General features: G+C 66.8%; 17 protein-coding genes. 10 read left to right on the top strand and 7 right to left on the bottom strand.

Translation table 11 applies throughout. From position 1 onward, the window contains the following. Positions 1-82 precede the first annotated feature (82 nt). Positions 83-2,371, bottom strand: a complete 2,289-nt coding sequence (locus tag CVM50_RS02075; protein WP_085886350.1) for an adenosylcobalamin-dependent ribonucleoside-diphosphate reductase — start codon at positions 2,369-2,371, stop codon at positions 83-85. Between the two features lie 242 nt (positions 2,372-2,613). Between CVM50_RS02075 and CVM50_RS02070 the strand changes: the two genes are divergently transcribed. Beyond that, a complete protein-coding gene (locus CVM50_RS02070; RefSeq protein WP_085886351.1) occupies positions 2,614-3,036 on the top strand; it encodes a DUF1489 family protein in 423 nt (140 codons plus the stop codon). Between the two features lie 138 nt (positions 3,037-3,174). On the opposite strand, the gene CVM50_RS02065 is transcribed toward CVM50_RS02070, so the two are convergent. From CVM50_RS02065 to hisS, 4 genes are all read right to left on the bottom strand, one after another. Then, on the bottom strand, positions 3,175-4,062 hold the full coding sequence (locus tag CVM50_RS02065; RefSeq protein WP_085886352.1) for a porin: 888 nt from the start codon (positions 4,060-4,062) through the stop codon (positions 3,175-3,177). Between the two features lie 328 nt (positions 4,063-4,390). Next, positions 4,391-5,086 carry an ATP phosphoribosyltransferase gene (hisG, locus tag CVM50_RS02060; RefSeq protein ID WP_085886353.1) on the bottom strand — a complete coding sequence of 232 codons (696 nt, stop codon included), beginning with the start codon at positions 5,084-5,086 and terminating at the stop codon, positions 4,391-4,393. After that, the gene (locus tag CVM50_RS02055) at positions 5,083-6,204 is read right to left on the bottom strand and encodes an ATP phosphoribosyltransferase regulatory subunit (protein WP_085886354.1); all 1,122 of its coding nucleotides are present in this window, start codon (positions 6,202-6,204) and stop codon (positions 5,083-5,085) included. The genes hisG and CVM50_RS02055 overlap by 4 nt, the downstream gene beginning before the upstream one ends. Then, positions 6,204-7,721 carry a histidine--tRNA ligase gene (gene hisS, locus CVM50_RS02050; RefSeq protein ID WP_085886355.1) on the bottom strand — a complete coding sequence of 506 codons (1,518 nt, stop codon included), beginning with the start codon at positions 7,719-7,721 and terminating at the stop codon, positions 6,204-6,206. The genes CVM50_RS02055 and hisS overlap by 1 nt, the downstream gene beginning before the upstream one ends. 175 nt (positions 7,722-7,896) lie before the next feature. On the opposite strand from hisS, the gene CVM50_RS02045 reads away from it, so the two are divergent. After that, entirely contained in the window at positions 7,897-8,091 is a 195-nt protein-coding gene (locus tag CVM50_RS02045) for a SlyX family protein (RefSeq protein ID WP_085886356.1), read from the top strand. Between the two features lie 64 nt (positions 8,092-8,155). Here CVM50_RS02045 and dnaE read toward each other — a convergent pair whose 3' ends face one another. After that, the gene (gene dnaE, locus CVM50_RS02040) at positions 8,156-11,668 is read right to left on the bottom strand and encodes a DNA polymerase III subunit alpha (RefSeq protein ID WP_085886357.1); all 3,513 of its coding nucleotides are present in this window, start codon (positions 11,666-11,668) and stop codon (positions 8,156-8,158) included. A gap of 100 nt (positions 11,669-11,768) precedes the next feature. On the opposite strand from dnaE, the gene CVM50_RS02035 reads away from it, so the two are divergent. From CVM50_RS02035 to CVM50_RS02000, 8 genes are all read left to right on the top strand, one after another. Beyond that, positions 11,769-12,233 (top strand): SRPBCC family protein, encoded by a 465-nt coding sequence (locus tag CVM50_RS02035; RefSeq protein WP_198431834.1) that lies wholly within the window; start codon positions 11,769-11,771, stop codon positions 12,231-12,233. 157 nt (positions 12,234-12,390) lie between these two features. Beyond that, a complete protein-coding gene (xdhA, locus tag CVM50_RS02030; RefSeq protein ID WP_085886640.1) occupies positions 12,391-13,758 on the top strand; it encodes a xanthine dehydrogenase small subunit in 1,368 nt (455 codons plus the stop codon). Beyond that, positions 13,755-16,190, top strand: coding sequence for a xanthine dehydrogenase molybdopterin binding subunit (xdhB, locus tag CVM50_RS02025; protein WP_085886358.1), 2,436 nt, complete (start codon positions 13,755-13,757; stop codon positions 16,188-16,190). The genes xdhA and xdhB overlap by 4 nt, the downstream gene beginning before the upstream one ends. Then, the gene (gene xdhC, locus CVM50_RS02020; RefSeq protein ID WP_085886359.1) at positions 16,183-17,121 is read left to right on the top strand and encodes a xanthine dehydrogenase accessory protein XdhC; all 939 of its coding nucleotides are present in this window, start codon (positions 16,183-16,185) and stop codon (positions 17,119-17,121) included. Before xdhB ends, xdhC begins: the two co-directional genes overlap by 8 nt. Further along, entirely contained in the window at positions 17,118-18,635 is a 1,518-nt protein-coding gene (locus tag CVM50_RS02015) for an ABC transporter ATP-binding protein (protein ID WP_085886360.1), read from the top strand. The genes xdhC and CVM50_RS02015 overlap by 4 nt, the downstream gene beginning before the upstream one ends. Before the next feature lie 117 nt (positions 18,636-18,752). Continuing rightward, positions 18,753-19,835, top strand: coding sequence for an ABC transporter permease (locus tag CVM50_RS02010; RefSeq protein ID WP_085886361.1), 1,083 nt, complete (start codon positions 18,753-18,755; stop codon positions 19,833-19,835). Continuing rightward, positions 19,835-20,755 (top strand): ABC transporter permease, encoded by a 921-nt coding sequence (locus tag CVM50_RS02005; protein ID WP_085886362.1) that lies wholly within the window; start codon positions 19,835-19,837, stop codon positions 20,753-20,755. The genes CVM50_RS02010 and CVM50_RS02005 overlap by 1 nt, the downstream gene beginning before the upstream one ends. A gap of 56 nt (positions 20,756-20,811) precedes the next feature. Further along, positions 20,812-21,909, top strand: a complete 1,098-nt coding sequence (locus tag CVM50_RS02000) for a BMP family ABC transporter substrate-binding protein (RefSeq protein ID WP_085886363.1) — start codon at positions 20,812-20,814, stop codon at positions 21,907-21,909. Between the two features lie 190 nt (positions 21,910-22,099). Here the strand turns inward: CVM50_RS02000 and CVM50_RS01995 are convergent, their stop codons facing one another. Beyond that, a complete protein-coding gene (locus CVM50_RS01995; protein WP_085886364.1) occupies positions 22,100-24,595 on the bottom strand; it encodes a GcvT family protein in 2,496 nt (831 codons plus the stop codon). Between the last annotated feature and the right edge of the window lie 339 nt (positions 24,596-24,934).

The raw sequence follows: 24,934 nt of genomic DNA, 5'->3' as shown, positions 1-24,934 counted from the left end.
TCGCCCTTGACACCCCTTGCGCAGACTTATGCTTCCGTTTGCGCATTCATCTGCTTTCTCTGACTTTCACCCTGCCCGCGCCTCAGCCGCATTTGCTGTGCCCGCAGGAAGTGCAGGTCATGCAGCCCTCGATCATCGCCAGGCTGTATTGGCCGCAGCTCGGGCAGGCCTTGCCGCGGTTCTGGCTGGTGCCGCCCGCGCCGGTGTCCAGGCCCACCACATTCGCGGCCGGGTCGGTTTTCAGGCCCAGGCCCTCGCTTTCCATGAAGCCGGTGGCGATCAGGTGCGTTTCGATCACGCCGCCGATGGCCGCCAAGATCGAGGGGATGTACTTGCCCTTGATCCAGGCACCGCCGCGCGGGTCGAAGACCGCCTTCAGTTCTTCCACCACGAAGGACACGTCGCCGCCGCGCCGGAACACGGCCGAGATCATCCGCGTCAGCGCCACGGTCCAGGCGTAGTGCTCCATGTTCTTGGAGTTGATGAAGACCTCGAAGGGGCGACGGTGGCCGCCGATCACCACGTCGTTGATGGTGATGTAGATGGCATGTTCGCTGTCGGGCCACTTCAGCTTGTAGGTATTGCCTTCGAGCGCCTGCGGGCGGTCCAGAGGCTCGGCCATGTAGACGACCTCGCCGCCCTCCTCGGGCATCTCCGGCTTGGCCTCTTCCTTCTTGTCCTCGACCGACAGCACCGACCCGGTGACGTCGTTCGGACGATAGGTGGTGCAGCCCTTGCAGCCCGTTTCATAGGCCTGCATGTAGACATCCTTGAACGCCTCGAAGTCGATGTCCTCGGGACAGTTGATGGTCTTGGAAATGGACGAGTCGACCCATTTCTGCGCGGCCGCCTGCATCTTCACGTGATCGGCGGGCGCCAGGGTCTGGGCGTTGACGAAGTAGTCCGGCAGAGGTTCGTCACCCTTCACGTCCTTCCACATCTGCACGGCGTAGTCGACGACCTTCTCCTCAGTGCGTGAGCCGTCCTTCTGCAGGACCTTGCGGGTATATTCATAGGCGAAGACCGGCTCGATGCCGGAGCTGACGTTGCCCGCGTAGAGGCTGATCGTGCCCGTGGGGGCGATCGAGGTCAGCAGGGCGTTCCGAATGCCATGCTCGGCCACGGCCGCGCGCACGTCCTCGTCCATGGCCTGCATCGTGCCCGACGCCAGGTACTTGTCGCGGTCGAAGAGCGGGAAGGCGCCCTTTTCCTTCGCCAGATCGACAGAGGCCAGGTAGGCGGAGCGGGCGATCTGGCGCAGCCATTCCTCGGTCTGGGCGGCGGCCTCGTCGCTGCCGTAACGCTGGCCGACCATCAGCAGGGCGTCAGCCAGGCCGGTGACCCCCAGGCCGATGCGGCGCTTGGCCTCGGCCTCGCGCGCCTGGGCCTCCAGCGGGAAACCCGAGGCATCGACAGTGTTGTCCATCATCCGCACGGCGGTCCGCACCAGGCGATCCAGTTCGGCGAGGTCCAGCTTCGCCCCCTCCTGGAAGGGCTGGGCCACCAGTCGCGCCAGGTTGATCGACCCCAGCAGGCAGGCGCCGTAGGGCGGCAGGGGCTGTTCGCCGCAGGGGTTGGTGGCGGCGATCGTCTCGCAATAGGCCAGGTTGTTGGCCTGGTTGATGCGGTCGATGAAGATCACGCCGGGCTCGGCATAATCATAGGTCGCCTGCATGATCTTGTTCCACAGCTCACGCGCCGGAAGGGTCTGGTACACCTTGCCGTCGAAGACCAGCTCCCAGGGGCCGTCAGCCTTCACGGCCTCCATGAAGGGATCGGTGACCAGCACGGACATGTTGAACATGCGCAGGCGGGCCGGGTCGCTCTTGGCCTCGATGAACTTCTCCACGTCGGGGTGGTCGCAGCGCATGGTGGCCATCATCGCGCCGCGGCGCGAGCCGGCAGACATGATGGTGCGGCACATGGCATCCCAGACATCCATGAAGCTGAGCGGGCCGGAGGCATCCGCCGCCACGCCCTTCACATCCGCGCCGCGCGGCCGGATGGTCGAGAAGTCATAGCCGATGCCGCCGCCCTGCTGCATCGTCAGCGCGGCTTCCTTCAGCATGTCGAAGATGCCCGCCATACTGTCGGGCACGGTGCCCATGACGAAGCAGTTGAATAGCGTCACCTTGCGTTCGGTGCCAGCGCCGGCGGTGATCCGACCGGCGGGCAGGAACTTGAAGTCCTCCAGCGCGCCGTAGAACACCTCTTCCCAGTGATCCGCGTCCTGTTCCACCGTCGCCAGCGAACGGGCGATGCGGCGCCAGCTGTCTTCGACGCTGCGGTCCACGGGGCTGCCGTCAGCCTCCTTGAACCGGTATTTCATGTCCCAGACTTGTTCGGCGATCGGGGCGGCAAAGCGGCTCATCGGGATCCCTTTCAGGGTGGCAGTGGTCGAGCGAAAGGATTACATATTCGACCCGCTGGCGGCCAGCCTCCAGCAGCGGAGACTTGCGCGCCCGGTCGGGCGGGCTACCTTCCTAGTCGTGACGCAACGCGGCTGCAATCAGGAATGGTGGCGGAACACACACCACATCTTGTATTCTGCTGCGCTGCCGCCACCATAACTCGCGAGCGCTGCTCCGTCAAAGAAACTGAAACAGGTTGCCCATGTCCGTCCATCTGATCAAGCTCTCCGTCGGCACCGACTCGGTCGAGGATCTGGCCGCCTGGCAGGCCGTGCGGATCGAACAGACCGGCCAGGCCCCGCGCCACGTCACCCGCATGTGGCCCAAGCGCGAGGCGGAACTCCTCGACGGCGGGTCGATCTACTGGGTGATCAAGGGACAGATCCAGGCGCGCCAGAAGGTCGTCGCGCTGGAGGAAGTGGACCGGGGCGACGGCATCCGCCGCTGCGCCATCGTGCTGGACCCGACGATCTACCGCGTGGCGCCCAGTCAGCGGCGTCCCTTCCAGGGCTGGCGCTACCTGAAGCCCGAGGATGCCCCCCGCGACCTGTCCGCCGCCCGCAAGAGCGATGACAGCCTGCCGCCCGAACTGGACGCGGCCCTGGCCGAGATCGGCGTGATCTGAGCCACCGGGCCATCCCGCCTGCCCCTTTGACTGACCGTTCCGCCCGCGAATTGCGGCGAGGAAACGAAAAACGGCCCGCGCGATGCGCGGGCCGTTTCCGTTTCACGCCGAGGCGCGAAATTCCGTCCGGTGACAGCCTCAGAAGGCGGTGACCAGCGCGTCGGAGATGGTGTTCGGCGACTGGTTGAAGGCCGAGCCGGCAACGCTGTTGAGCGGTGCGGAGGCGGTGCCCTTGTTGCCGAACGGCAGGGTCACGCCGAAGCGCCACACGTCGACGTCACCCAGCATGTCCGCGTCGGTCTCGGCGTATTCGATGCTCGCGATGACGGGGATCGGGGTGTAGGCGGAGGCGTCGTAGCTGGCGCCCAGGCCCCAGGTGTCGACGTCCATGCCTTCGAAGTCACCCCAGTTGGCGCCGGCGAAGACGGTGATGTTGTTGCCGAAGTCGTAGGCTGCGCCCAGCTTCCACAGGTCCAGGTCCAGATCTTCGCCAAAGGCGTCGACCTCGGTGCGGGCAAAGCCGCCGGCCACGGCCAGGGTTTCACCCATGGCGTAGGTGGCGTTCAGACCCCAGTCGGTGGTGTCGTCGTCCAGGCCGTCGATGTCGGTTTCGCCGTAGAAGGCGCCGATGGTGGCACCGGCGATGGCGAATTCGCCGTTCAGGCCGTAGGAGAGCATGTCAACGTCTTCGCCGATGCTCAGCTCCGACTTCTCGACGTACAGGCCAGCGGTCAGACCGTTGGAGAAGTTGTACTTCGGCGCGATGCTGGCACGGTCCATGTGCAGGTCGAAGGGCACTTCGTCCACGTCGACGCGGTTCATCGACAGGCCCAGGTCCAGCTCGAAGCCGGAGTTGAACGCGATGTTGGCATCGAAATCGGTGGTCAGGTTGGTGGCGTCGGTGTCACCATCGATGTCGGCGTAGCCGAGGTTCACTGCGCCGGTGTAGGCGACCTGCGCGGAGGCAGTGCCTGCCACGCCAGCCAGCAGAGCGGCCAGGGCGACGGTATGCTTGAATGCAGTCATGATCGTAGTCCTAAGTATGAGAGTGTCGCAGGAAGGCCGAACCGAGGGAAGGTTGACCGACGCAACCTGCGTCAGGGCTGCTTGTGCGCCATGGCATCGCGGAGTTCGAGTAACGAAAAACTGAACTGCGATGTTCAGTTGAGTTCGTGGCAAATTCGCAACATGGAAGCTGAAACACGACTCCCTTACCAGATGTCACCCCCACGTCACAAAACCAGGCAAATACGCCACGCTGGCGGGATTTCCCTGGCCGAAAAAGCCGACGGGCGCCCGAAGGCGCCCGCGTTCAATTGGCCTGATCTGATTGTGTCCCGCCGCCAGACGGCACTCAGTCCAGGTCGAGACGTCGAATCAGCTGTGCCATCGCGGCCCGATCCTCTTCCGCCATCGGCGCGGTACGCGAGCGGAAGAGAGTCGCCTGGCTTTTCAGAACCAGGCCGTCACCAAGGATCTTCAGGTGGTTCGCGCGCAGGGTCTCCCCGGTGGAGGTGATGTCGGCCACCGCCTCGGCGGTCTCGTTCTTCACCGTGCCCTCGGTGGCGCCCTGGCTGTCGACCAGCTGGTAGTCCGCCACGCCGTGCGATTTCATGAAATCGCGGATCAGGCGGTGGTACTTGGTCGCGATCCGCAGGCGGAAGCCATGGCGGCGACGGAAGACTGCGGCGGCCTCGTCGAGGTCATCCAGCGTTTCCACGTCGACCCAGAGCTGCGGCACGGCAATGATCAGGTCGGCATGGCCGAAGCCCAGTTCGGCCAGTTCCTCGACCCGCTGCTCCCACTGGCCCAGCTTTTCACGCACCAGGTCGGTGCCGGTGACGCCCAGATGGATGCGGCCCGCGTTCAACTCGCGCGGGATCTCTCCCGCCGACAGCAGGACCAGCTCCACCCCGTCGATTCCCTCGACCTTGCCGGCGTATTCGCGATCACCCCCGGCGCGGCCCAGGGTGATGCCCCGGCTGCCGAACCAGTCGAAGGTCTTCTCCATCAGCCGCCCCTTGGACGGCACACCCAGCTTCAGGCTCATGCCGCGTCCTCCAGTTCGACCATCAGGCCCGGGCGCAGGATGCCTCCCACGGCCGGGATGCCCTCGGGTTTGCCCGCGCCACGGCCCAACTCGCGGGTCAGCGCGTCATAGCGCCCGCCCGAAGCGATGGCTGGCAGATCCGGGCGACCAGCGACGACAAAGCCGAAGACGAAACCGTCGTAGTATTCCATGTGGGTCCGGCCGTAGCTGGCCTCGAACTCCAGCGCCTCCACGTTGACCCCGTGGCGGGCCAGCGCGGCGGCGCGCCGTTTCAGCCGCTCGACAGCGTCCGAGATGGCCGGCAGGTCGACGGCGATGTCGCGCATGTGTTCCAGCGCATTGGGCAGCGTCTCCCGCACTTGCAGGAGGCCCTCGATCAGCTCGATCTCGGCGGCCGGGATCGGCGTCTCCGCCGCATCGGCGCGCAGGGCCTCCAGCCGGCTCTCGATCTCCGCCCGATCACGCAGGCCGATCTCCGGGCCCGCCTCGGCGAAGGGGTCGGACTTTTCCAGCAGGGCAAGACGGCTGGGCGGGAACGGCGTGCGCCCGGCGAAGCGGTCCAGCAACTGCTTGAAGCGGGCCGGACGCCACAGGTGGCGGCGCAGCGCGCGTTTGCGCGCGTCCGAGGTCGACAGACCTTCGACCGCCGCCCGAAGAATGCCGATGTCGCCGGTGGTGGCGCGCAGGCCCACCTTCTCGCGCAGCGGCTCCACCGCGTCGCGCATCCGGGCAAAGACCTCCGCATCGGCGGCCTCGGTGTCGGAGCCGTCGAAAATCTCGAAGCCGACCTGCAGGTATTCATTGGCCCGCGCCTCATCCTCTTCCTGGCGGCGGAAGACCTCGCCGGAATAGGTGTAGCGCGCGGGTTCGGCGCCACCGGCCATGTGCATCTGCACCACGGGCACGGTGAAGTCGGGGCGCAGCATCTGTTCACCGCGCAGCGCGTCGGAGGTGGTGTAGGCCCGCGCGCGCAGGTCCTCGCCGTAGAGATCCAGCAGCGCCTCGGCCGAGAGCAGCACGGGCGCCTCGACCACGGCGGCGCCGGCGGCCTCGAACCCCGCACGCAGGTCTGCGGCGCGCGCCTTCACCCGGGCGCGATCAGGGGGGCTATAGGCCATCAGGCGGTCCCTTCGGCGTCACCGGCATCGGCATCGGCATAGAGGGCCAGGATCTCGGCGATCTTCGCCACCATCTCGGCGCGGGGCACTTCGAACTGGCTCGGGCGTTCCTTCCACTCTTCCAGCGTCGCGTTCTCGGCAATCTTGGCGCCCAGGATCAGGTCCTTGATCTGCACCACGCCGCGCGCCTTCTCGTCCTCGCCCTCGATGACGGCGACGGGGGAGTTGCGCTTGTCCGCGTATTTCAGCTGGTTGCCGAAGTTCTTGGGGTTGCCCAGATAGACCTCGGCGCGGATGCCCGCCTGGCGCAGTTCCGCGACGATGGCCTGGTAGTCGGCCATGCGGGTCTTGTCCATGACGGTGACCACGACGGGCCCCTGCGGCGTCCCGCCCAGCCGACCCTTGGCATGCAGGGCGGCCAGCAGGCGGTCGACCCCGATGGAGATGCCGGTCGCCGGCACTTCCTGCCCGGTGAAGCGTTTCACCAGACCGTCGTAGCGCCCGCCCCCCGAGACCGAGCCGAACTGCCGCTTGCGGCCCTTCTCGTCCAGGATCTCGAAGGTCAGCTCGGCCTCGAAGACCGGGCCGGTGTAGTAGCCCAGACCCCGCACGACCGAAGGGTCGATGACGATGCGATCGGCGCCATAGCCCTGTGCCTCGACCAGACCCGCGATCTCGGCCAGTTCGTCCACGCCCTCGGCGCCCACGCCACTCTCGCCCACGGCGGCGCGCAGGTTTTCCAGCGTCTCAGCCACGGTTGCGCCCTTGGAGGTCAGGAAGGCGATCACTGGCTCGGCCTGGGCCTCGTCCAGCCCCACGCCGTCGATATAGGCGCCGGAGGCATCCAGGCGGCCCTTGCCGAGCAGCTGGCGCACGCCCTCCTCGCCGACCTTGTCGAACTTGTCGATGGTGCGCAGCACGTCGGCGGCCTGGGCGTCGTCGGTGACGCCCATGGCCTCCAGCACGCCGTTCAACACCTTCCGGTTGTTCACCCGGATGATGTAGTCTCCGCGCGGGATCCCCACCTCTTCGAGGCAGTCGGCCAGCATGGCGCAGATCTCGGCATCCGCCGCGACGGAGGCGGAACCCACGGTGTCCGCATCGCACTGGTAGAACTGGCGGAACCGCCCCGGCCCCGGCTTCTCATTGCGCCAGACAGGCCCCATGGCGAAGCGGCGGTAGGGGGTCGGCAGGTCGTTGCGGTGCTGCGCATAGACCCGCGCCAGCGGCGCCGTCAGGTCATAGCGCAGGGCCAGCCAGTCGCCCTGATCCTTCTCGTCGAACTCCTGCCAGGCGAAGACACCCTCGTTCGGGCGATCGACGTCGGGCAGGAACTTGCCCAGGGCCTCGACGGTTTCGACGGCCGAGCTTTCCAGCGCCTCGAAGCCGTAACGATGGTAGACGGCGGCAATCTTTGCCAGCATTTCCGTCCGTTCCGTCACCTCCGTCCCGAAGTAGTCACGGAACCCCTTGGGGGTCTCCGCCTTGGGACGCGGGGTCTTCTTCACCTTGGCCATCGTTTTCCCTCGCGGTCTATCGCGTGCGGGGCATAGCCCATGGGCGGGGACGGGGCAAGCAGGGGCGGCCCGCGCAGACCGCCGAGTTTCCCGTAGAACCTGACTATGGACGTGCTAGAGTCACAGGCCCCGGCCTCATCGCCGGGCAGTGTTTACTGGTTTCGGAGGATAATGAATGACAGCCCTGGAAGAGAAGATCGCGCACCTGACCCGGGCGGTCGACGACATGTCCGACACGATCGCGCGGCAACAGGGAGAGATCATGATGCTGACCCGCCGGGTCCAGCTTCTGATGGAACGCGAGGCGGAGCGCGAGGCCAATGCCGCCGGCGGCCTCTTCATCGGCGACGAACGCCCGCCGCACTACTGAGGGCGCAGGGCGCGGCGGCCCCGACCCAGACCGCAGGGGGCCAGGCACACCCCGGCCCCCAGGCCTAGACCTCTTCGACCGCCAGCACCCCCGGCAGCGACTTGATCGCCCCCTTGATCTGGGGCGTCACCGGGAACTCGGCATGGGCGTCGACCTCGACCTCGCCGGGCAGGGCCGGATCCATCAGGCAGAACAGGATCGGCCCCTTGGTCACCCCGCGCACCGTTTCGGCGGAGCCCTGCAGTACCGTGGCGACCGAGGGGATCGCCTCCGTCCCCTCGATGAAGATCTTCAGCCCCACGGCGCCGGCATCCGTCACCACGCCATCCATCGGCGCGATGGAGCGCGCCAGCAGCTTCAGCTGGTCGGCTTCGACGTTGGCCTCCACCTGGATCACCACCTTCGACCCGTTTTCGAGGAAGTCGCGCGACTTCTCCAGCGTCTCGGAGAAGATGGTGACCTCGTAGGCGCCTGTCGGGTCGCTTAGCTGGGCAAAGGCGAACCGATTGCCGCGGGCCGACTTCCGCTCCTGCCGGCCGGTCACGATGCCGGCCAGCTTGGCGATCACCGGCTGGTCCATGGCCAGCTTGTGCACCTCGTCCAGCGTCTTCACCTGCTTGCGCTTCAGCGCGCCCATGTAGTCGTCCAGCGGATGGCCGGACAGGTAGAACCCGATGGCCTTGAACTCTTCCGCCAGCCGTTCCGCGGGCATCCAGTCATTGACCGGCGCCAGGCGCGGTTCGGGCAGGTCGTCCCCCGCATCGCCGAACAGCGACACCTGGTTGGAGCTTTTCTGCTCCCAGAAGGCGGCCGAATAGGCCATCAGCGGCTCCAGGCTCTCGAAGATCCGGCGGCGGTTGCGGTCCAGTTCATCGAAGGCACCGGCGCGCGCCAGCATTTCCAACGGCCGCTTGCCGACCTTCTTCAGCTCGACCCGGCGGGCGAAATCGAAGACCGTGGCAAAGGGCTTCTCTCCCCCACCCTCCTGCATCCGGCCCAGTTCGACCAGCTTCATCGCCTCGACACCGACGTTCTTCAGCGCCCCGAGGCCATAGACCAGCGCGCCGTCCACCACCTTGAACATGGCGTCCGAGCGGTTCACGCAGGGCGGCACGTAGGGCAGTTCCAGCCCCTTCTTCACCTCCTGGAAATAGATGGTCAGCTTGTCCGTCAGGTGGATATCGCAGTTCATGACCCCGGCCATGAACTCCACCGGGTGGTTGGCCTTCAGCCAGGCGGTGTAATAGCTGACCACCGCATAGGCGGCGGCGTGGGACTTGTTGAAGCCGTAGTTGGCGAATTTCTCCAGAAGGTCGAAAACCTCGGTCGCCTTCTTCTTGTCGACCCCGTTCTTGGCGGCCCCCGCCTCGAACTTGGGACGTTCAGCGTCCATCGCCTCCTTGATCTTCTTGCCCATGGCGCGGCGCAGCAGGTCGGCGCCACCGAGCGAGTAGCCCGCCATTTCCTGGGCAATCTGCATCACCTGTTCCTGGTAGACGATGATGCCCTGGGTTTCCGCCAGGATATGGTCGATCGACTCGTGGACAGAGGTGATCTCGCGCTGGCCGTTCTTCACCTCGCAGTAGACGGGGATGTTTTCCATCGGACCGGGACGGTAGAGCGCCACCAGCGCCACGATGTCCTCGATACAGGTGGGTTTCATCTGCTTCAGCGCATCCATCATGCCGGTGGATTCCACCTGGAACACGGCCACCGTCTTGGCGCGGGCGTAAAGCTTGTAGGTCTTCTCGTCGTCCAGCGGGATCAGGTTGATCTGGTTCTCGCCGCCCGGCGTGGGCTCATAGAGCTGGGTGCCGTCGGCGGCCACGTGCAGGTCGCGGCCAGAGCGGTGGATCTGCTGGATCGCGTTCTGGATCACCGTCAGGGTCTTCAGGCCGAGGAAGTCGAACTTCACCAGGCCGGCCTGTTCGACCCATTTCATGTTGAACTGCGTGGCCGGCATGTCCGACCGCGGATCCTGGTAGAGCGGCACCAGCTCATCCGTGGGCCGGTCGGCGATGACCACACCGGCGGCGTGGGTGGAGGCGTTCCGCAAAAGCCCCTCGACCTGTTGGCCGTAGGTCAGCAGGCGGTTCACCACCTCCTCGTTGCGGGCCTCCTCGGCCAGGCGCGGTTCGTCCCGCAGCGCCTGTTCGATGGAAACGGGTTTCACCCCCTCCACCGGGATCAGCTTCGACAGCCGGTCGACCTGCCCGTAGGGCAGCTGCAGAACCCGGCCGACGTCGCGCACCGCGGCCTTCGACAGCAGCGCACCGAAGGTGATGATCTGCCCCACCTTGTCGCGGCCGTACTTCTCCTGCACGTAGCGGATCACCTCTTCGCGGCGGTCCATGCAGAAGTCGATGTCGAAGTCGGGCATCGACACACGTTCCGGGTTCAGGAAGCGTTCGAACAGCAGGCTGTAGCGCAGCGGGTCAAGGTCGGTGATGGTCAGCGCATAGGCCACCAGCGAACCGGCGCCCGAGCCCCGCCCCGGTCCCACCGGGATGTCGTGGTCCTTGGCCCATTTGATGAAATCGGCAACGATCAGGAAGTAGCCGGGGAAGCCCATCCCCTCGATGATGCCCAGCTCGAAATCCAGCCGCTTCTGGTACTCCTCGACCGGCACCGCGTGGGGGATCACCTCCAGCCGGTTCTTCAGACCCTCGTTGGCCTGGCGGCGCAGTTCCTCCACCTCGTCGTCGGCGAACTTCGGCAGGATCGGGTCGCGGCGGTAGGCCATGAAGGCACAGCGTTTCGCGATCTCGACGGTGTTCTCGATCGCCTCGGGCAGATCCGCGAACAGCGTCGCCATCTCCTGCGGCGACTTGAAGTAATGCTGCGGCGTCAGCCGGCGGCGCGGCTCCGCCTGGTCGACATAGGCGCCCTCGGCGATACAGATCAGCGCATCATGCGCCTCGTACATGTCCGTCGTCGGGAAGTAGACGTCGTTGGTGGCGACCAGCGGCAGATCCATGGCATAGGCCATTTCGACGAAGCCGCGCTCGGTCAGCTGCTCGGCCTGCGGCAGGCCGCCGTCCTCGGGGTGGCGCTGCAGCTCGACGTAAAGACGGTCGGGGAAGGCCCGCGCGAAGCGATCCATCATCGCCTGCGCCTCGGGGCGGTGCCCGGTCTGCAACAGCGCGCCCACGGGGCCGTCGGGGCCGCCCGTCAGGCAGATCAGGCCCTCGGAGTGCTGCTCCAACTCCGCCAAGGATACGGTGGGCAGCGCCCCGTGCTTGTCAACGTAGAGGCACGAGTTCAGCTTCATGATGTTCTGGTAGCCGCGTTCGTTCTGCGCCAGCAGGACGACCGGGCCCGGGGGCTGCACCCGCTCCCCCGGCTGCGGTTCATGCCAGGCGACGGAGACCTGGCAGCCGATGATCGGCTGCACCCCCTGCCCGCTGGCGGTCACGGAAAATTCCAGCGCCGCAAAGCAGTTGTTGGTATCCGTCACGGCGACGGCGGGCATTTCCATCTTCTGGCACAGGCCCGGCAGCTTCTTCAGCCGCACGGCCCCTTCCAGCAGGGAATATTCGGTATGGACGCGGAGGTGGATGAATCGGGGATCGCTCATCCCCCAGTTCTAGGCGCGGCGGACGGGGCCAACAAGAGCCGTGCTTGCCCCGTGCGCCCCGGCCCGCCATAGTTGCCGGGCAGCCAACCGGAGGCCCCTGATGGACGAGACCCGAGACCTCTCCCTGCGCCGGGACATCGCCGCCCCGCCGGGCGCGATCTGGCGTTGCTGGACCGAACCGCACCTGCTGTGCCAGTGGTTCGCGCCGGCACCCGTGGAAACGGTCGAAGCGGTGATCGAGGCCCGCGCCGGCGGGCGCTTCTTCACCCGGATGCGATTGCCCGAGGGTGAGGAGGTCGCCTCCGAAGGCTGCGTTCTGGCCGCCGCACCCGGGCAGATGCTGGCCTTCACCGATGCGCTCGGCTCCGGCTTCCGCCCCACGGCCGAGGGGTTCATGACGGCCATCATCTCCCTCACGCAGATCGAGGGCGGCACGCGCTATTCGGCCACCGTGCTGCATGCCACGCCCGACGCGCGCCAGCGCCATCTCGACATGGGGTTTCACGAGGGCTGGGGCGCGGCGACGGACCAGCTCGCGACACTTGCGGCAAAGATCAAACCCTAGGCAGCCGCCCGAAAAAGCAGCAGTATACAGGCGGTAATTGCTTGCCAAGCCGCGCCATCGCCGCTTTTCTGGGCTGCAACACGGGGAACGCCGCCACTCCTACGCCGCATCGGAGAGGCACGAACGGCGCAACGGTAATGCGGCGGTGATGACCAATATGACACTCTCCTTTCACCTGAACGGAGACCGGGTGGACCTGACAGGGGCCGAGCCCACGATGACGCTGCTCGACTGGCTGCGTATCGAGCGCGGCCTGACAGGCACCAAGGAAGGCTGCAACGAAGGCGATTGCGGCGCCTGCACCGTCATGGTGACGGATGAAAGCGGGCCGCGTGCGCTGAATGCCTGCATCCTGTTCCTGCCGCAGTTGCAGGGCAAGGCCGTGACCACGGTCGAAGGGCTGGCGCCGCCCTCGGGCGGGCTGCATCCCGTGCAGCAGGCGATGGTGGATCACCACGGCTCGCAATGCGGTTTCTGCACCCCGGGCTTCACGGTTTCCATGGCCACGGCGCAGCTGACCGGCGAGACCGATCACGACCTGACCCTGGCCGGCAACCTCTGCCGTTGCACCGGCTATGCGCCGATCATCCGCGCGGCGGAGGAGGCAGCGGCGAAACCCGCGCCCGATCACCTGCCGACAACCTTCAAGATGCCGGTGGACGCCCCCGGCCCCGCCTTCCAGCCGGAGACCGCCGACCAACTGGCCGCCTGGTACGTCGACCACCCCGAGGCCACCCTGGTCGCGGGCGCCACGGACCTGGGCCTGCATGTCACCAAGCTGATGCGCGACCTGGGCGAGGTCGCCTTCCTCAACCGCTGTGCGGACTTGAAGGGCGTGACGGTCACCGACGAGGAGATCCGCATCGGCGCCATGGTCACCTGGGCCGAGCTTCTGCCCGAGATCGCGCCCTACCATCCGGGCCTCGCCGCAATGCTGCGCCGCTTTGCCTCCGTCCAGGTGCGCAATGCCGCAACCGTGGGCGGCAATATCGCCAACGGCTCCCCCATCGGGGACGGCCCGCCCGCGCTGATCGCGCTGGACGCCACGCTGCACCTGCGCCAGGGCGACACCCGCCGCGCGATCCCGCTGGAGGAGTTCTTCCTCGACTACGGCCGCCAGGACCGCGCGCCGGGCGAGTTCGTTGAGGCCGTGACGATCCCGCGTCAGCCCGACCGGCTGGCCTGCTACAAGCTGTCGAAACGGTTCGACCAGGACATCTCCGCCGTCTGCGGCTGTTTCAGCATCACGGTGGAGGACGAAATCGTCACCGCCGCGCGTATCGCCTTCGGCGGCATGGCCGGCATCCCGAAACGCGCCCGTAACGTCGAAACCGCCCTGCTGGGCAAACCCTGGACCCAGGACACGCTGGTGGCCATCGCCGGGGAATGGGAGACGGATTTCACGCCCATGTCCGACATGCGCGCCTCGGCCCGCTACCGGCTGACTGCGGCCCGCAACATGCTGACCCGCTACCTGCTGGCCGACCTGGGCCAGAGCGTTGACGTGCTGGAGATCGAGGCATGACCGAACAAGTCCGCAAGCCCCTGCCCCATGATTCCGGCCCGCTGCATGTCACGGGCCGCGCCCGCTACATCGACGACATCCCGCTGCCGGCGAACACGCTGCACCTGGCCTTCGGCATCTCCGCCGTGGCGCGCGGCCAGATCACCGCGATCGACCTGAACGCGGTGCGCGCCGCGCCGGGCGTCGTCGCCGTCTACGAGGCCGCCGATCTGCCCTTCGCCAACGACGTGGCCTCGGCCCCCGTCCACGACGAGCCGCTGCTGTCGACCGGCCGCGTGAACTACGTGGGCCAGCCGATCTTCCTGGTCGCCGCCACCTCGCACCATGCCGCGCGCCATGCCGCGGCCCGCGCCAAGGTGGAGATCGCGGAAGAGACGCCGATCCTGACCGTGGAAGAGGCGCTGGAGGCCGAGAGCTACATCGAATACCCGCCGCTGGTCTGGTCCAAGGGCGATGCCGAGGCGGCGATCAAATCCGCCCCCCGCATCATCGAGGGCCGGATCGAGATGGGCGGGCAGGAGCATTTCTATCTCGAAGGCCAGGCGGCTCTGGCCCTGCCGCAGGAAAACGGCGACGTGATCGTCAATTCCTCGACCCAGCACCCGACCGAGATCCAGCACAAGGTGGCCGAGGCCATCGGGCGCCCCATGCATGCGGTGCGCGTCGAAAGCCGCCGCATGGGCGGGGGCTTCGGCGGGAAGGAAAGCCAGGGCAATGCGCTGGCCGTGGCCTGCGCCGTCGTGGCCAGCCTGACCGGGCGGCCCGCCAAGATGCGCTACGACCGCGACGACGACATGCAGATCACCGGCAAGCGCCATGATTTCCGCATCGACTACACCGTCGGCGTCGATGACACGGGCCGCATCCTGGGCGTCGATTTCCGCCAGTACACCCGCGCCGGCTGGTCCCAGGATCTGACCCTGGCGGTGGCCGACCGGGCCATGCTGCACGCCGACAACGCCTACCTGCTGCCGCACGCCCGGATCGAGAGCCATCGGCTGCGCACCAACATGTGTTCCGCCACCGCCTATCGCGGCTTCGGCGGCCCGCAGGGCGTGGTGGGCATCGAGCGCGTCATCGACCATATCGCCCATGACCTGCGGCTCGACCCGGTCGAGGTGCGGCGGGTGAACTACTATGCCGACCGTCCGCTGGATGCAGCGCCGTCGGAAGGGGGCGTCGCCCCCCGGCCTGCGGCCACCACCCCCCGGGATATTTCCGGCCAGGAAATGGATGTAGCCTCGCGCGGGGCGGCGGGCGCCTTCCCCGTGGAGGGCACCCCCGAGGCGGCAACCGATGGTCAGACCACGCCCTATGGCATGAAGGTGGAGGATTTCGTCCTGCACCGGCTGACCGCAAAGCTGCTGGAGAGCTCCGACTACGCGGCGCGCAAGGCGGCAATCGAGGCCTGGAACGCAAACAACCCGGTGCTGAAGAAGGGATTGGGCTTCAGCCCGGTGAAATTCGGCATCTCCTTTACGCTGAGCCACCTGAACCAGGCCGGCGCGCTGGTGCATGTCTACCAGGACGGGTCGGTGCACCTGAACCACGGCGGCACGGAAATGGGCCAGGGCCTGTTCCAGAAGGTGGCCCAGGTGGCCGCCTCGCGCTTCGGCATCGGGATGGAAGACGTGCGCATCACCGCCACCGACACCGCCAAGGTGCCCAACACCTCGGCCACGGCGGCCTCGTCCGGGTCCGACCTGAACGGCATGGCGGTGAAGGCCGCTTGTGACACGATCCGCGACCGCATCGCCGGCGTGGTGGCCGAACTGCACCAGGTGGCCGTCGAGGAGGTGAGCTTTGCCGACGGCATGGTGCGCGCGGGCAGCAACGAGATGCCCTTCGCCAAGGCGGCGCAGCTGACCTACGAGGCGCAGGTCAGCCTCTCGGCCACCGGGTTCTACAAGACACCCGAACTGAACTGGGATCGCCTCAAGGGCGTCGGGCGGCCCTTCTTCTACTTCGCCCATGGCGCCGCGCTGACCGAAGTGGTCGTCGATACGCTGACCGGCGAGTATCGCATCCTGCGCACCGATATCCTGCATGACGCGGGCGCCTCGCTGAACCCGGCGCTGGACATCGGCCAGGTGGAAGGCGGCTACGTGCAAGGCGCGGGCTGGCTGACCACCGAGGAACTGGTCTGGGACGGCAAGGGGCGGCTGCGGACGCATGCGCCCTCGACCTACAAGATCCCCGCCTGTTCCGACCGGCCCCGCGTCTTCAACGTGGCGCTTTGGGACGAGCCGAACCCGGCGGCCACCATCTATCGTTCCAAGGCCGTGGGCGAGCCGCCCTTCATGCTGGGCATTTCCGCCCTGCTGGCCCTGTCGGATGCGGTGGCGGCCTGCGGCACCACCTATCCCTGTCTCGATGCCCCGGCGACGCCGGAACGGGTGCTGGATGCCATCGACCGGGTGAAGAATGCTTGACCGCGCGGCCCTCGCGCGCGCGCTTGCGCAGGTCCCCCGGGTGGTGCGGGTCGTCGTCGCGGACACCCGCGGCTCGGTCCCGCGCGAGGTGGGGGCGGCGATGATCGTCGGCCCCGCGGGCCTTCTGGACGGCACCATCGGCGGCGGCACGCTGGAGCATGAGGCGATCCGGCGGGCGCAAGGCCTGCGCGCGGACCAGTTGGACCGGCGCGCACTTGGCCCCGACCTGGGGCAGTGCTGCGGCGGGGCTGTCACCCTGCTCTACGAGATCTGGGATGCCACGCGGCTGGAGGCGCTGCAGGGCGACCTGCATGCCCGCCCCCTGCCCGACAGCACGCCCGAGATGCCCTTTGCCGTCAAGCGCCTGCTGGCCGAGGCCCGCGCCCAGGGCACGCCCCCCGAGGCACAGATGCGCGAGGGCTGGATGATCGAGCCGCTGGCGCGCGCCGCCCGCCCGCTCTGGGTCTGGGGCGCCGGCCATGTGGGCCGCGCCATTGTCGCCACTTTGGCCCCGCTGCCGGGGATCGAGGTGACTTGGGTGGATACCGCCCGCGACCGCTTCCCCGAGCAGATCCCCGAGGGGGTGACGATGCTGCCCGCCGCCGATCCGGCGCTTCTGGTGCCCCATGTGCCGGTCACGGGCGAACATCTGATCCTGACCTATTCCCATGCGCTGGACCTGGCGCTATGCGATGCCCTGCTGCGTCGCGGCTTCGCCGCCTGCGGGCTGATCGGCTCGGCCAGCAAATGGGCCCGGTTCCGCAAACGCCTGGCCGCCCTTGGACATGAGCCTGCCCGGATTGCGGGCATTTCCTGTCCAATTGGTCAACCTTCCTTCGGGAAGCACCCGCAGGAGATTGCGGTCGGCGTCGCCGCCGAGATACTGGGACAGACGGCGCGACAAGACGCCAAGAGGGGGAGAACCGCGTGACGGGGACGCTGTTGAAAATCGTGGGCCTGACAAAGGCCTACCCGGGGGTGGTCGCCAATGACGACGTGTCCTTCAACATCCAGGAGGGCGAGGTGCACGCCCTGCTGGGGGAAAATGGCGCGGGCAAGTCGACCCTGGTGAAGATGATCTACGGGCTGGTGAAGCCCGACAGTGGCGACATGGCCTTCAAGGGCACCGCCTATGAGCCGTCCGAGCCGCAGGAAGCGCGGGCGCGCGGCGTCGCCATGGTGTTCCAGCACTTCTCGCTCTTCGATGCGCTGAACGTGGCCGAGAACGTGGCCCTTGGCATGGCCGAGCCGCCGAAGACCCGCGAGCTGGCCGAGCGTATCCGCACCGTCTCGGAACAATACGGGCTGCCGCTGGACCCCTGGCGCCTGGTCGGCGACCTCTCGGCCGGCGAACGCCAGCGGGTGGAGATCATCCGCTGCCTGCTGCAGGACCCGAAACTGCTGATCATGGACGAACCGACCAGCGTGCTGACCCCGCAGGAGGTGGAGATCCTGTTCGCCACCCTGCGCAAGCTGAAGTCAGAGGGGACCTCGATCCTCTACATCTCGCACAAGCTGGAAGAGATCCGCGCACTGTGCGACGAGGCGACGATCCTGCGCCTGGGCAAGAAGGTGGGCACCTGTACCCCGCGCGAGGTGACGGCGGCGCAGATGGCCGAGATGATGGTGGGCAACGAGCTGCACCGCCCCGAACGCGAACCCACGACGCCGGGCGATGTGCGGCTGGCGCTGAAGGACCTGTCGGTCGCCTCCCCCAGCCAGTTCGGCACCTCGCTGAAGAACATCACGCTGGAGGTCCGCGCGGGCGAGGTCCTGGGCCTGGCCGGTGTCGCCGGCAACGGGCAGGACGAACTTCTGGCCGCGCTGTCAGGCGAGATCACCAACGCGCCCGGCATGGTCGTGCTGGATGGGACCGAGATCGGCGCCAAGGGCCCCGGCCCCCGTCGCCGCATGGGCCTGCTGACCGGGCCCGAGGAACGGCTGGGCCATGCCGCCGCCCCCAACATGACCCTGACCGAGAACGCCCTGCTGACCGGGGCGGAACGCGAGGGGCTGATGTCCAACGGCTTCCTCAAGTGGGGCAAGGCGAAAAGCTTTGCCGAGGCGATCATCGACCGCTTTGACGTGCGCACCCCGGGCACAGAAACGGTGGCCCGCGCCCTGTCGGGCGGCAACCTGCAGAAATTCGTCATCGGCCGCGAGGTGATGCAGCGCCCCGAGGTGCTGGTCGTCAACCAGCCCACCTGGGGCGTCGACGCCGCCGCCGCCGCCACCATCCGCCAGGCGATCCTCGACCTGGCCGCCGGCGGCACGGCCGTAATCGTCATTTCGCAGGACCTGGATGAGCTGATGGAGGTCTCCGACAATTTCGCCGCCCTGAACGAGGGCCGCCTGTCGGAGATCAAGCCCGCCAAGGGTCTGACGATGGAAGAGATTGGCCTGATGATGGGCGGCGCCCACGGGATGGAGGTGGCCCATGTCTGATCGGCAACCGTCTGATCGCCAATCCTTCGAACGCCCGCCCCTGTCGGGCCGTCGCATGAGTATTTGGAACGAGATGAAGGGGATGGGCCGCGCGTCCACCTGCGGGGGGAGCCGCGCATGATCTTCCTGGAAAAGAGGCCGCAGCCCTCCAAGACGCTGTCCTACATCACGCCCGTGCTGGCGGTGCTGATCACCATGGTCGCCGGCGGGCTGCTGTTTGCGATCCTCGGCAAGGACCCGGTGGCGGCGATCCGCATCATCTTCTGGGATCCGCTGTTTGGCGAGTTCGCCTTCTACTACCGCCCGCAGCTTCTGGTGAAGGGCGGGCCGCTGATCCTCATCGCGCTTGGCCTGTCACTGGGCTTCAAGGCGGGGATCTGGAACATCGGCGCCGAGGGGCAATACATCATGGGCGCCATCGCGGGCGCCGGCGTGGCGCTGGCCCTTTACCCGCTGGAGGCCTGGTGGATCTTCCCGCTGATGATCCTCGCGGGTGCGCTCGGCGGTTGGGCCTGGGCGATGATCCCGGCCCTGCTGAAGGTGAAGTTCGGCACCAATGAGATCCTTGTCTCGCTGATGCTGGTCTACGTGGCCGAAAACTTCCTGTCCGCCATGGCCATCGGCGCGATGAAGAACCCCGAGGGCTTCGGCTTTCCCGGCTCGCGCAATCTGCAACAGTACCCTTCGGCCCATAACACCGAGATCATTGCCGGATCGGGCATGCACTGGGGCGTGGCCGCGGCCTTCATCGCCGCCATCCTGGCCTATGTGCTGCTGAACCGGCACCTGCTGGGCTTCCAGATCCGCCTGACCGGGGAGGCGCCGCGCGCCGCGCGCTTCTCCGGCGTGAAACCGGCCCGCCTGGTGCTGTTCTGCATGGGCACCGCCGGCGCGCTGGCGGGCCTTGCGGGCATGTTCGAGGTCGCGGGCCCCGCCGGCCAGATCACCACCGGATTCAACGTGGGCTACGGCTTCACCGCGATCATCGTGGCCTTCCTCGGGCGCCTGCATCCCATCGGCATCGTGCTGGCGGGTCTGCTGATGGCGCTGACCTACATCGGCGGCGAGGCGGCGCAAAGCGCGCTGCAGCTTCCGGCCGCTGCCATCCAGGTCTTCCAGGGGATGCTGCTGTTCTTCCTGCTGGCCGTCGACGTGCTGACCAACTTCCGTATCCGCATCACCCTGGGGGAGACCGCCTGATGGATTTCTCTGCGATCAATCCCGCCCTGCTCATCGCCTCGCTGATGGTCGCGGCCACCGCCGTGATGATCGCCGCCATCGGCGAGCTGATCACCGAAAAGGCCGGTGTGCTGAACCTCGGGGTCGAAGGGATGATGATCACCGGCGCGGTCTGCGGCTTCGCCGTGGCCGTGGGCACCGGCTCGCCCTTCCTGGGCTTCCTGGCTGCGGCGGGCGGCGGCGCCGTGCTATCCTTCCTCTTTGCCGTCCTGACACAGTTCGCCCTGGCCAACCAGGTCGCCTCGGGCCTGGCACTGACGCTGTTCGGGCTGGGGCTGTCGTCGCTGATCGGGCAGAATTACGTGGGCATCCGACCGCCGCCAACGCCGCGCCTCGACTTCGGCCCGCTCAGCGATCTGCCGGTCGTCGGGCCGATCCTGTTCAACCACGATCCGATGGTCTACGCCGGGCTGATCCTGGTGGCGCTGACCTGGGCCTTCCTGAAATACACCCGGGCCGGGCTGATCCTGAAGGCCGTGGGGGAAAACCACGACGCGGCCCATGCGCTTGGCTACAAGGTGATCCGCATCCGCATCCTGGCGATCCTCTTCGGCGGCGCCTGCGCGGGGCTGGGGGGCGCCTACATCAGCCTGATCCGCGTGCCGCAATGGACCGAAGGGATGACCGGCGGGGTTGGCTGGATTGCCCTGGCGCTGGTGGTCTTCGCCAGCTGGAAACCCTGGCGCGTCCTTTTGGGCGCCTACCTCTTCGGGGGGGTCACCGTGCTGCAGCTGAACCTGCAGGCGGCGGGGGTTGCGATTCCCGCAGAATACCTTTCCATGTCCCCATACCTGATCACCATCGTGGTGCTGGTCCTGATGTCCTTCGACCGCAGCGGGGCACCTGCCTCCCTCGGTCGCACCTTCCACGCCTCGCAGTGAGGCCTGGCAAAATCGCGCCCCCAAGGGGCCAACCAACCAAGCAATGGGAGATTGTAATGCTTCTGAAAAAACGGAGTTTCCTCGCCGGGGCCGCCACGGCCGCCGCGATGACCGCCCTGTCCACCGGGGCCGCCTTCGCACAGGACGACGTGACCAAGGTGGGCTTCGTCTACGTCGGCCCGATCAATGACGGCGGCTGGACCCAGCACCACCATGAATCCGCGATGAAGATGGTCGAGGAGATCGGCTCGGACAAGGTCGAGCTGGTCTACCAGGAAAACGTGCCCGAAGGCCCCGATGCCGAACGCGCGATGACCCAGATGGCCCTGAACGGCGCCGACATCATCTTCTCCACCTCCTTCGGCTACATGGACCCGACGGTGAACGTCGCGGCCAAGTTCCCTGACGTGAAGTTCGAGCATGCCACCGGCTACAAGACCGGCGACAACATGGCCGCCTATTCCGCGCGCTTCTACGAAGGCCGCGCCGTGCAGGGTACCATCGCCGGCCACATGACCAAGTCGAACGTGATCGGCTACATCGCCTCCGTGCCGATCCCCGAGGTCGTGCGCGGCATCAACTCCGCCTACCTGCACGCCAAGAAGGTGAACCCGGATGTCGAGTTCAAGATCATCTGGCTCTACACTTGGATGGACCCGGCGAAAGAGGCCGACGCGGCGCGCACCCTGATCGAACAGGGCGCCGACGTCATCCTGCAGCACACCGATTCCACCGCGCCGCTGGCGGCCGCGCAGGAAGCCGGTGGCGTGATCGGCTTCGGCCAGGCGGGTGACATGGCCGAATACGCCCCCTCCCCCCGCGTCTCCTCGATCATCGACAACTGGGCGCCCTACTACATCGAGCGCGTCGAGGCGGTCATGGACGGCACCTGGGAAAGCCACAACGTCTGGGAAGGTATCGACACCGGCATGGTCGGTATCGGCGAGATCACCGAGGCGGTCCCCGAGGACGTGAAGGCCGAGGCCCTGGCCATCAAGGATGCGATTGCCTCGGGCGAGTACCACCCCTTCACCGGTCCGATCAAAAAGCAGGACGGCTCCGTCTGGCTGGAAGAAGGCGAAGTGGCCGATGACGGCACCCTGGCCGGCATGATGTTCTACGTCGAAGGCATCGAAGGCTCGGTCCCGCAATAAACGCCCCCGCCTGACAGACAGCAACGCCCCGGTGGATCCCTCCGCCGGGGCGTTTTCATCTCCGCCGCCCGCGCAGAAGCCCCGAAACGAAAAGACGCGCCCGGTTGCCCGCGCGCGTTTTTCATATCCGAAAGCTCAAAAGACGCCCGCCGGAGGCATCGGCCCGAAGGCCGAAACCTGGGCGCCGTCGTCAGCCGTCCATGCGGATGGTGGCGTTCTTCGGATCGTAGGGGCTGTCCTCCACGATCTCCGCATCCCACAACTGGTCGAACATCTTCACCTTCAGCTTCTGGCCCACGACCGCCTGCTCCGGTTTGACGTAGCCCATGCCGATGGACTTGCCGAAGGCCACCGAATAGCCGCCCGAGGTCAGACGTCCGACCTTGGTGCCATCGAGGTACAGCGCCTCACGCCCCCAGGGATCGGCATCCTCGGGCCCGTCGATCAGCAGGGTGACGCATTTCGAGCGGATGCCCTTGGCCTCCATCGCCGCCTTGCCGAAGAACTCCTTCGAACTGTCGATGAAGCGCGGCAGATCGGCCTCGGCCGGGGTCGCGTCGCGGCCCAGCTCGTTGCCGAAGGCGCGATAGCTCTTCTCCTGGCGCAGCCAGTTCTGGGCGCGGGCGCCCACGAGCTTCATGTCGAACTCGGCCCCGGCGGCGACCAGCGCATCCCAGAGGTGGTTCTGCATCTCGATCGGGTGATGCAACTCCCAGCCCAACTCACCGGTATAGGCGACACGGATGGCGTTCACCGGCACCATGCCCAGTTCGATCTGGCGCGCGGACAGCCAGGGGAACCGCTTGTTAGACAGCGCGGTTTCCGGCTCGGCGTCGCGGATCAGCTTCTTCAGCACGTCCCGCGACTTCGGCCCGGCGATGGCGAAGACGCCCCATTGGGTCGTGACGTCCTGCACGATGACCAGCTTGCCGGTCTCGGCCATGAAATCCTCGGCCGCCTTCAGCAGGTAGTCGCGGTCATAGGCCGCCCAGGCCCCGGCGGAGACGAGGTAGTAATTGTCCTCGCCGTTGCGCACGATGGTGTATTCGGTGCGCGTGGTGCCGGCGGTGGTCAGCGCGTAGGTCAGGTTGATACGGCCAACCTTGGGCAGCTTGTTGCAGGTGAAACGATCGAGGAACTCGGTCGCGCCATTGCCGGTCACCGTATGCTTGGTGAAGGCGGTGGCGTCGATCAGGCCCACGCCCTCGCGCACGGCCTTGGCCTCCTCCACGGCGTATTGCCACCAGCCACCACGGCGGAAGCTGCGCGAGGCATGATCGTCGAAGCCTTCGGGCGCGTAGTAGTTGGGGCGTTCCCAGCCGTTGACGGAGCCGAACTGCGCGCCGGCGGCCTTCTGGCGGTCATAGGCGGGCGAGGTGCGCAGCGGGCGGGCCGCTTCGCGTTCCTCGTCGGGGTGGTGCAGGATGAAGACGTGCTCGTAGGACTCTTCGTTCTTGGCCGCCGCCCAGTCGTTGGTCTGCCAGTCGCCGTAGCGTTTCGGGTCGAGCGACGCCATGTCGATCTCGGCCTCGCCCTCGACCATCATCTGCGCCAGGTAGTAGCCGGTACCGCCCGCTGCGGTGATCCCGAAGGAGAAGCCCTCGGCCAGCCACATGTTGCGCAGCCCCGGCGCCGGGCCGACCAGCGGGTTGCCGTCGGGGGTGTAACAGATCGGCCCGTTGAAATCGTCCTTCAGGCCGACGGTTTCGGAAGACGGCAGACGATGGATCATCGACATGTATTCTTCCTCGATCCGCTCCAGATCCAGCGGGAACAGGTCGGCGCGGAAGCTGTCGGGCACCCCGAAGCGGAAGCGCGAGGGCGCGTTGAGTTCATAGGGGCCGAGGATCCAGCCGCCCCGTTCCTCGCGCACGTACCACTTGGCATCGGCATCGCGCAGCACCGGGTGCTCTTCGCCACCCTGCTTGCGGTACTCGACCAGGGCGGGGTCGGGTTCGGTGACGATGAACTGGTGTTCGACCGGGATCGCGGGCGTCTTGATGCCCAGCAGGCGCGCGGTGCGCTGTGCGTGGTTGCCCGTGGCGGTGACCAAATGCTCGGCGGTGATGACGATCTGCTCCTCAGAAGGCACCAGGTTGCCGCCCTTCTCCACCATCTTTGTGCAGGTCACTTCCCAGGCCTCACCGGTCCAGTGATAGCCGTCCACCTGCCACTTCCGCTCGATCATCACGCCGCGCTGGCGGGCGCCCTTGGCCATGGCCATGGTGACATCGGCGGGGTTGATGTAGCCGTCGGTGGGGTGGAAGATCGCACCCTTCAGCCCCTCGACATTGACCAGCGGCCAGCGCTCCTTGATCTGCGCCGGGGTCATCCATTCGTAGGGCACGTCGCAGGTTTCGGCAGTGGTGGCATAGACCATGTATTCGTCCATGCGGGCCTGGGTCTGCGCCATGCGCAGGTTGCCCACGACCGAGAAACCGGCGTTCAGCCCGGTCTCTTCTTCCAGGGTCTTGTAGAAATCGACCGAGTACTTGTGGATGTGGGTGGTGGCATAGCTCATGTTGAAGAGCGGCAGCAGGCCGGCGGCGTGCCAGGTCGAGCCGGAGGTCAGCTCGTCCCGCTCCAGCAGCATCACGTCCTGCCAGCCGGCCTTGGCCAGATGGTAGGCGATGGAAGTGCCGACGGCACCACCGCCGACGACGAGAGCTTTGACGTTGGTTTTCATGATGACCTTTCCCTGAAGCACGGCCTGAACGCTATCTGGCCCAGCTTTAGCAGCACGGGCAGATTCCGAAGGGTCCAGCCGACGCAAAGTCGTCCGAATGCGACCTCGCGTCGATTCCGCTTCGTTTTTCCGCCCCGGCCCCGGCACCGTGCAGGGCCGTGCGGATCTCATGAGCCGGATGCATGGTCCCGGTTCCCGGGCCTCATAGCCCCACCGACCTGCGGAACAACCGCCGCATTGCGGAAAAAACGTGACGTTGCCGTGTCGAAGAGCGTCCCTTTTTGCCTGTCAACGCGGGGAACGAGCCTATATCAACTCCGGGGAGAAGTATGGCCCTTG

The organism is Pseudooceanicola marinus (genome assembly GCF_002786295.1).
Taxonomy (GTDB): domain Bacteria; phylum Pseudomonadota; class Alphaproteobacteria; order Rhodobacterales; family Rhodobacteraceae; genus Pseudooceanicola; species Pseudooceanicola marinus.
This window is presented reverse-complemented; position numbering and strand designations above follow the sequence as displayed.

Coding starts and splice junctions, on each gene's coding strand:
- CVM50_RS02075 (WP_085886350.1), bottom strand. CDS start 2,371: ATGAGCCGCTTTGCCGCCCCGATCGCCGAACAAGTCTGGGACATGAAA.
- CVM50_RS02070 (WP_085886351.1), top strand. CDS start 2,614: ATGTCCGTCCATCTGATCAAGCTCTCCGTCGGCACCGACTCGGTCGAG.
- CVM50_RS02065 (WP_085886352.1), bottom strand. CDS start 4,062: ATGACTGCATTCAAGCATACCGTCGCCCTGGCCGCTCTGCTGGCTGGC.
- hisG (WP_085886353.1), bottom strand. CDS start 5,086: ATGAGCCTGAAGCTGGGTGTGCCGTCCAAGGGGCGGCTGATGGAGAAG.
- CVM50_RS02055 (WP_085886354.1), bottom strand. CDS start 6,204: ATGGCCTATAGCCCCCCTGATCGCGCCCGGGTGAAGGCGCGCGCCGCA.
- hisS (WP_085886355.1), bottom strand. CDS start 7,721: ATGGCCAAGGTGAAGAAGACCCCGCGTCCCAAGGCGGAGACCCCCAAG.
- CVM50_RS02045 (WP_085886356.1), top strand. CDS start 7,897: ATGACAGCCCTGGAAGAGAAGATCGCGCACCTGACCCGGGCGGTCGAC.
- dnaE (WP_085886357.1), bottom strand. CDS start 11,668: ATGAGCGATCCCCGATTCATCCACCTCCGCGTCCATACCGAATATTCC.
- CVM50_RS02035 (WP_198431834.1), top strand. CDS start 11,769: ATGGACGAGACCCGAGACCTCTCCCTGCGCCGGGACATCGCCGCCCCG.
- xdhA (WP_085886640.1), top strand. CDS start 12,391: ATGACACTCTCCTTTCACCTGAACGGAGACCGGGTGGACCTGACAGGG.
- xdhB (WP_085886358.1), top strand. CDS start 13,755: ATGACCGAACAAGTCCGCAAGCCCCTGCCCCATGATTCCGGCCCGCTG.
- xdhC (WP_085886359.1), top strand. CDS start 16,183: ATGCTTGACCGCGCGGCCCTCGCGCGCGCGCTTGCGCAGGTCCCCCGG.
- CVM50_RS02010 (WP_085886361.1), top strand. CDS start 18,753: ATGATCTTCCTGGAAAAGAGGCCGCAGCCCTCCAAGACGCTGTCCTAC.
- CVM50_RS02005 (WP_085886362.1), top strand. CDS start 19,835: ATGGATTTCTCTGCGATCAATCCCGCCCTGCTCATCGCCTCGCTGATG.
- CVM50_RS02000 (WP_085886363.1), top strand. CDS start 20,812: ATGCTTCTGAAAAAACGGAGTTTCCTCGCCGGGGCCGCCACGGCCGCC.
- CVM50_RS01995 (WP_085886364.1), bottom strand. CDS start 24,595: ATGAAAACCAACGTCAAAGCTCTCGTCGTCGGCGGTGGTGCCGTCGGC.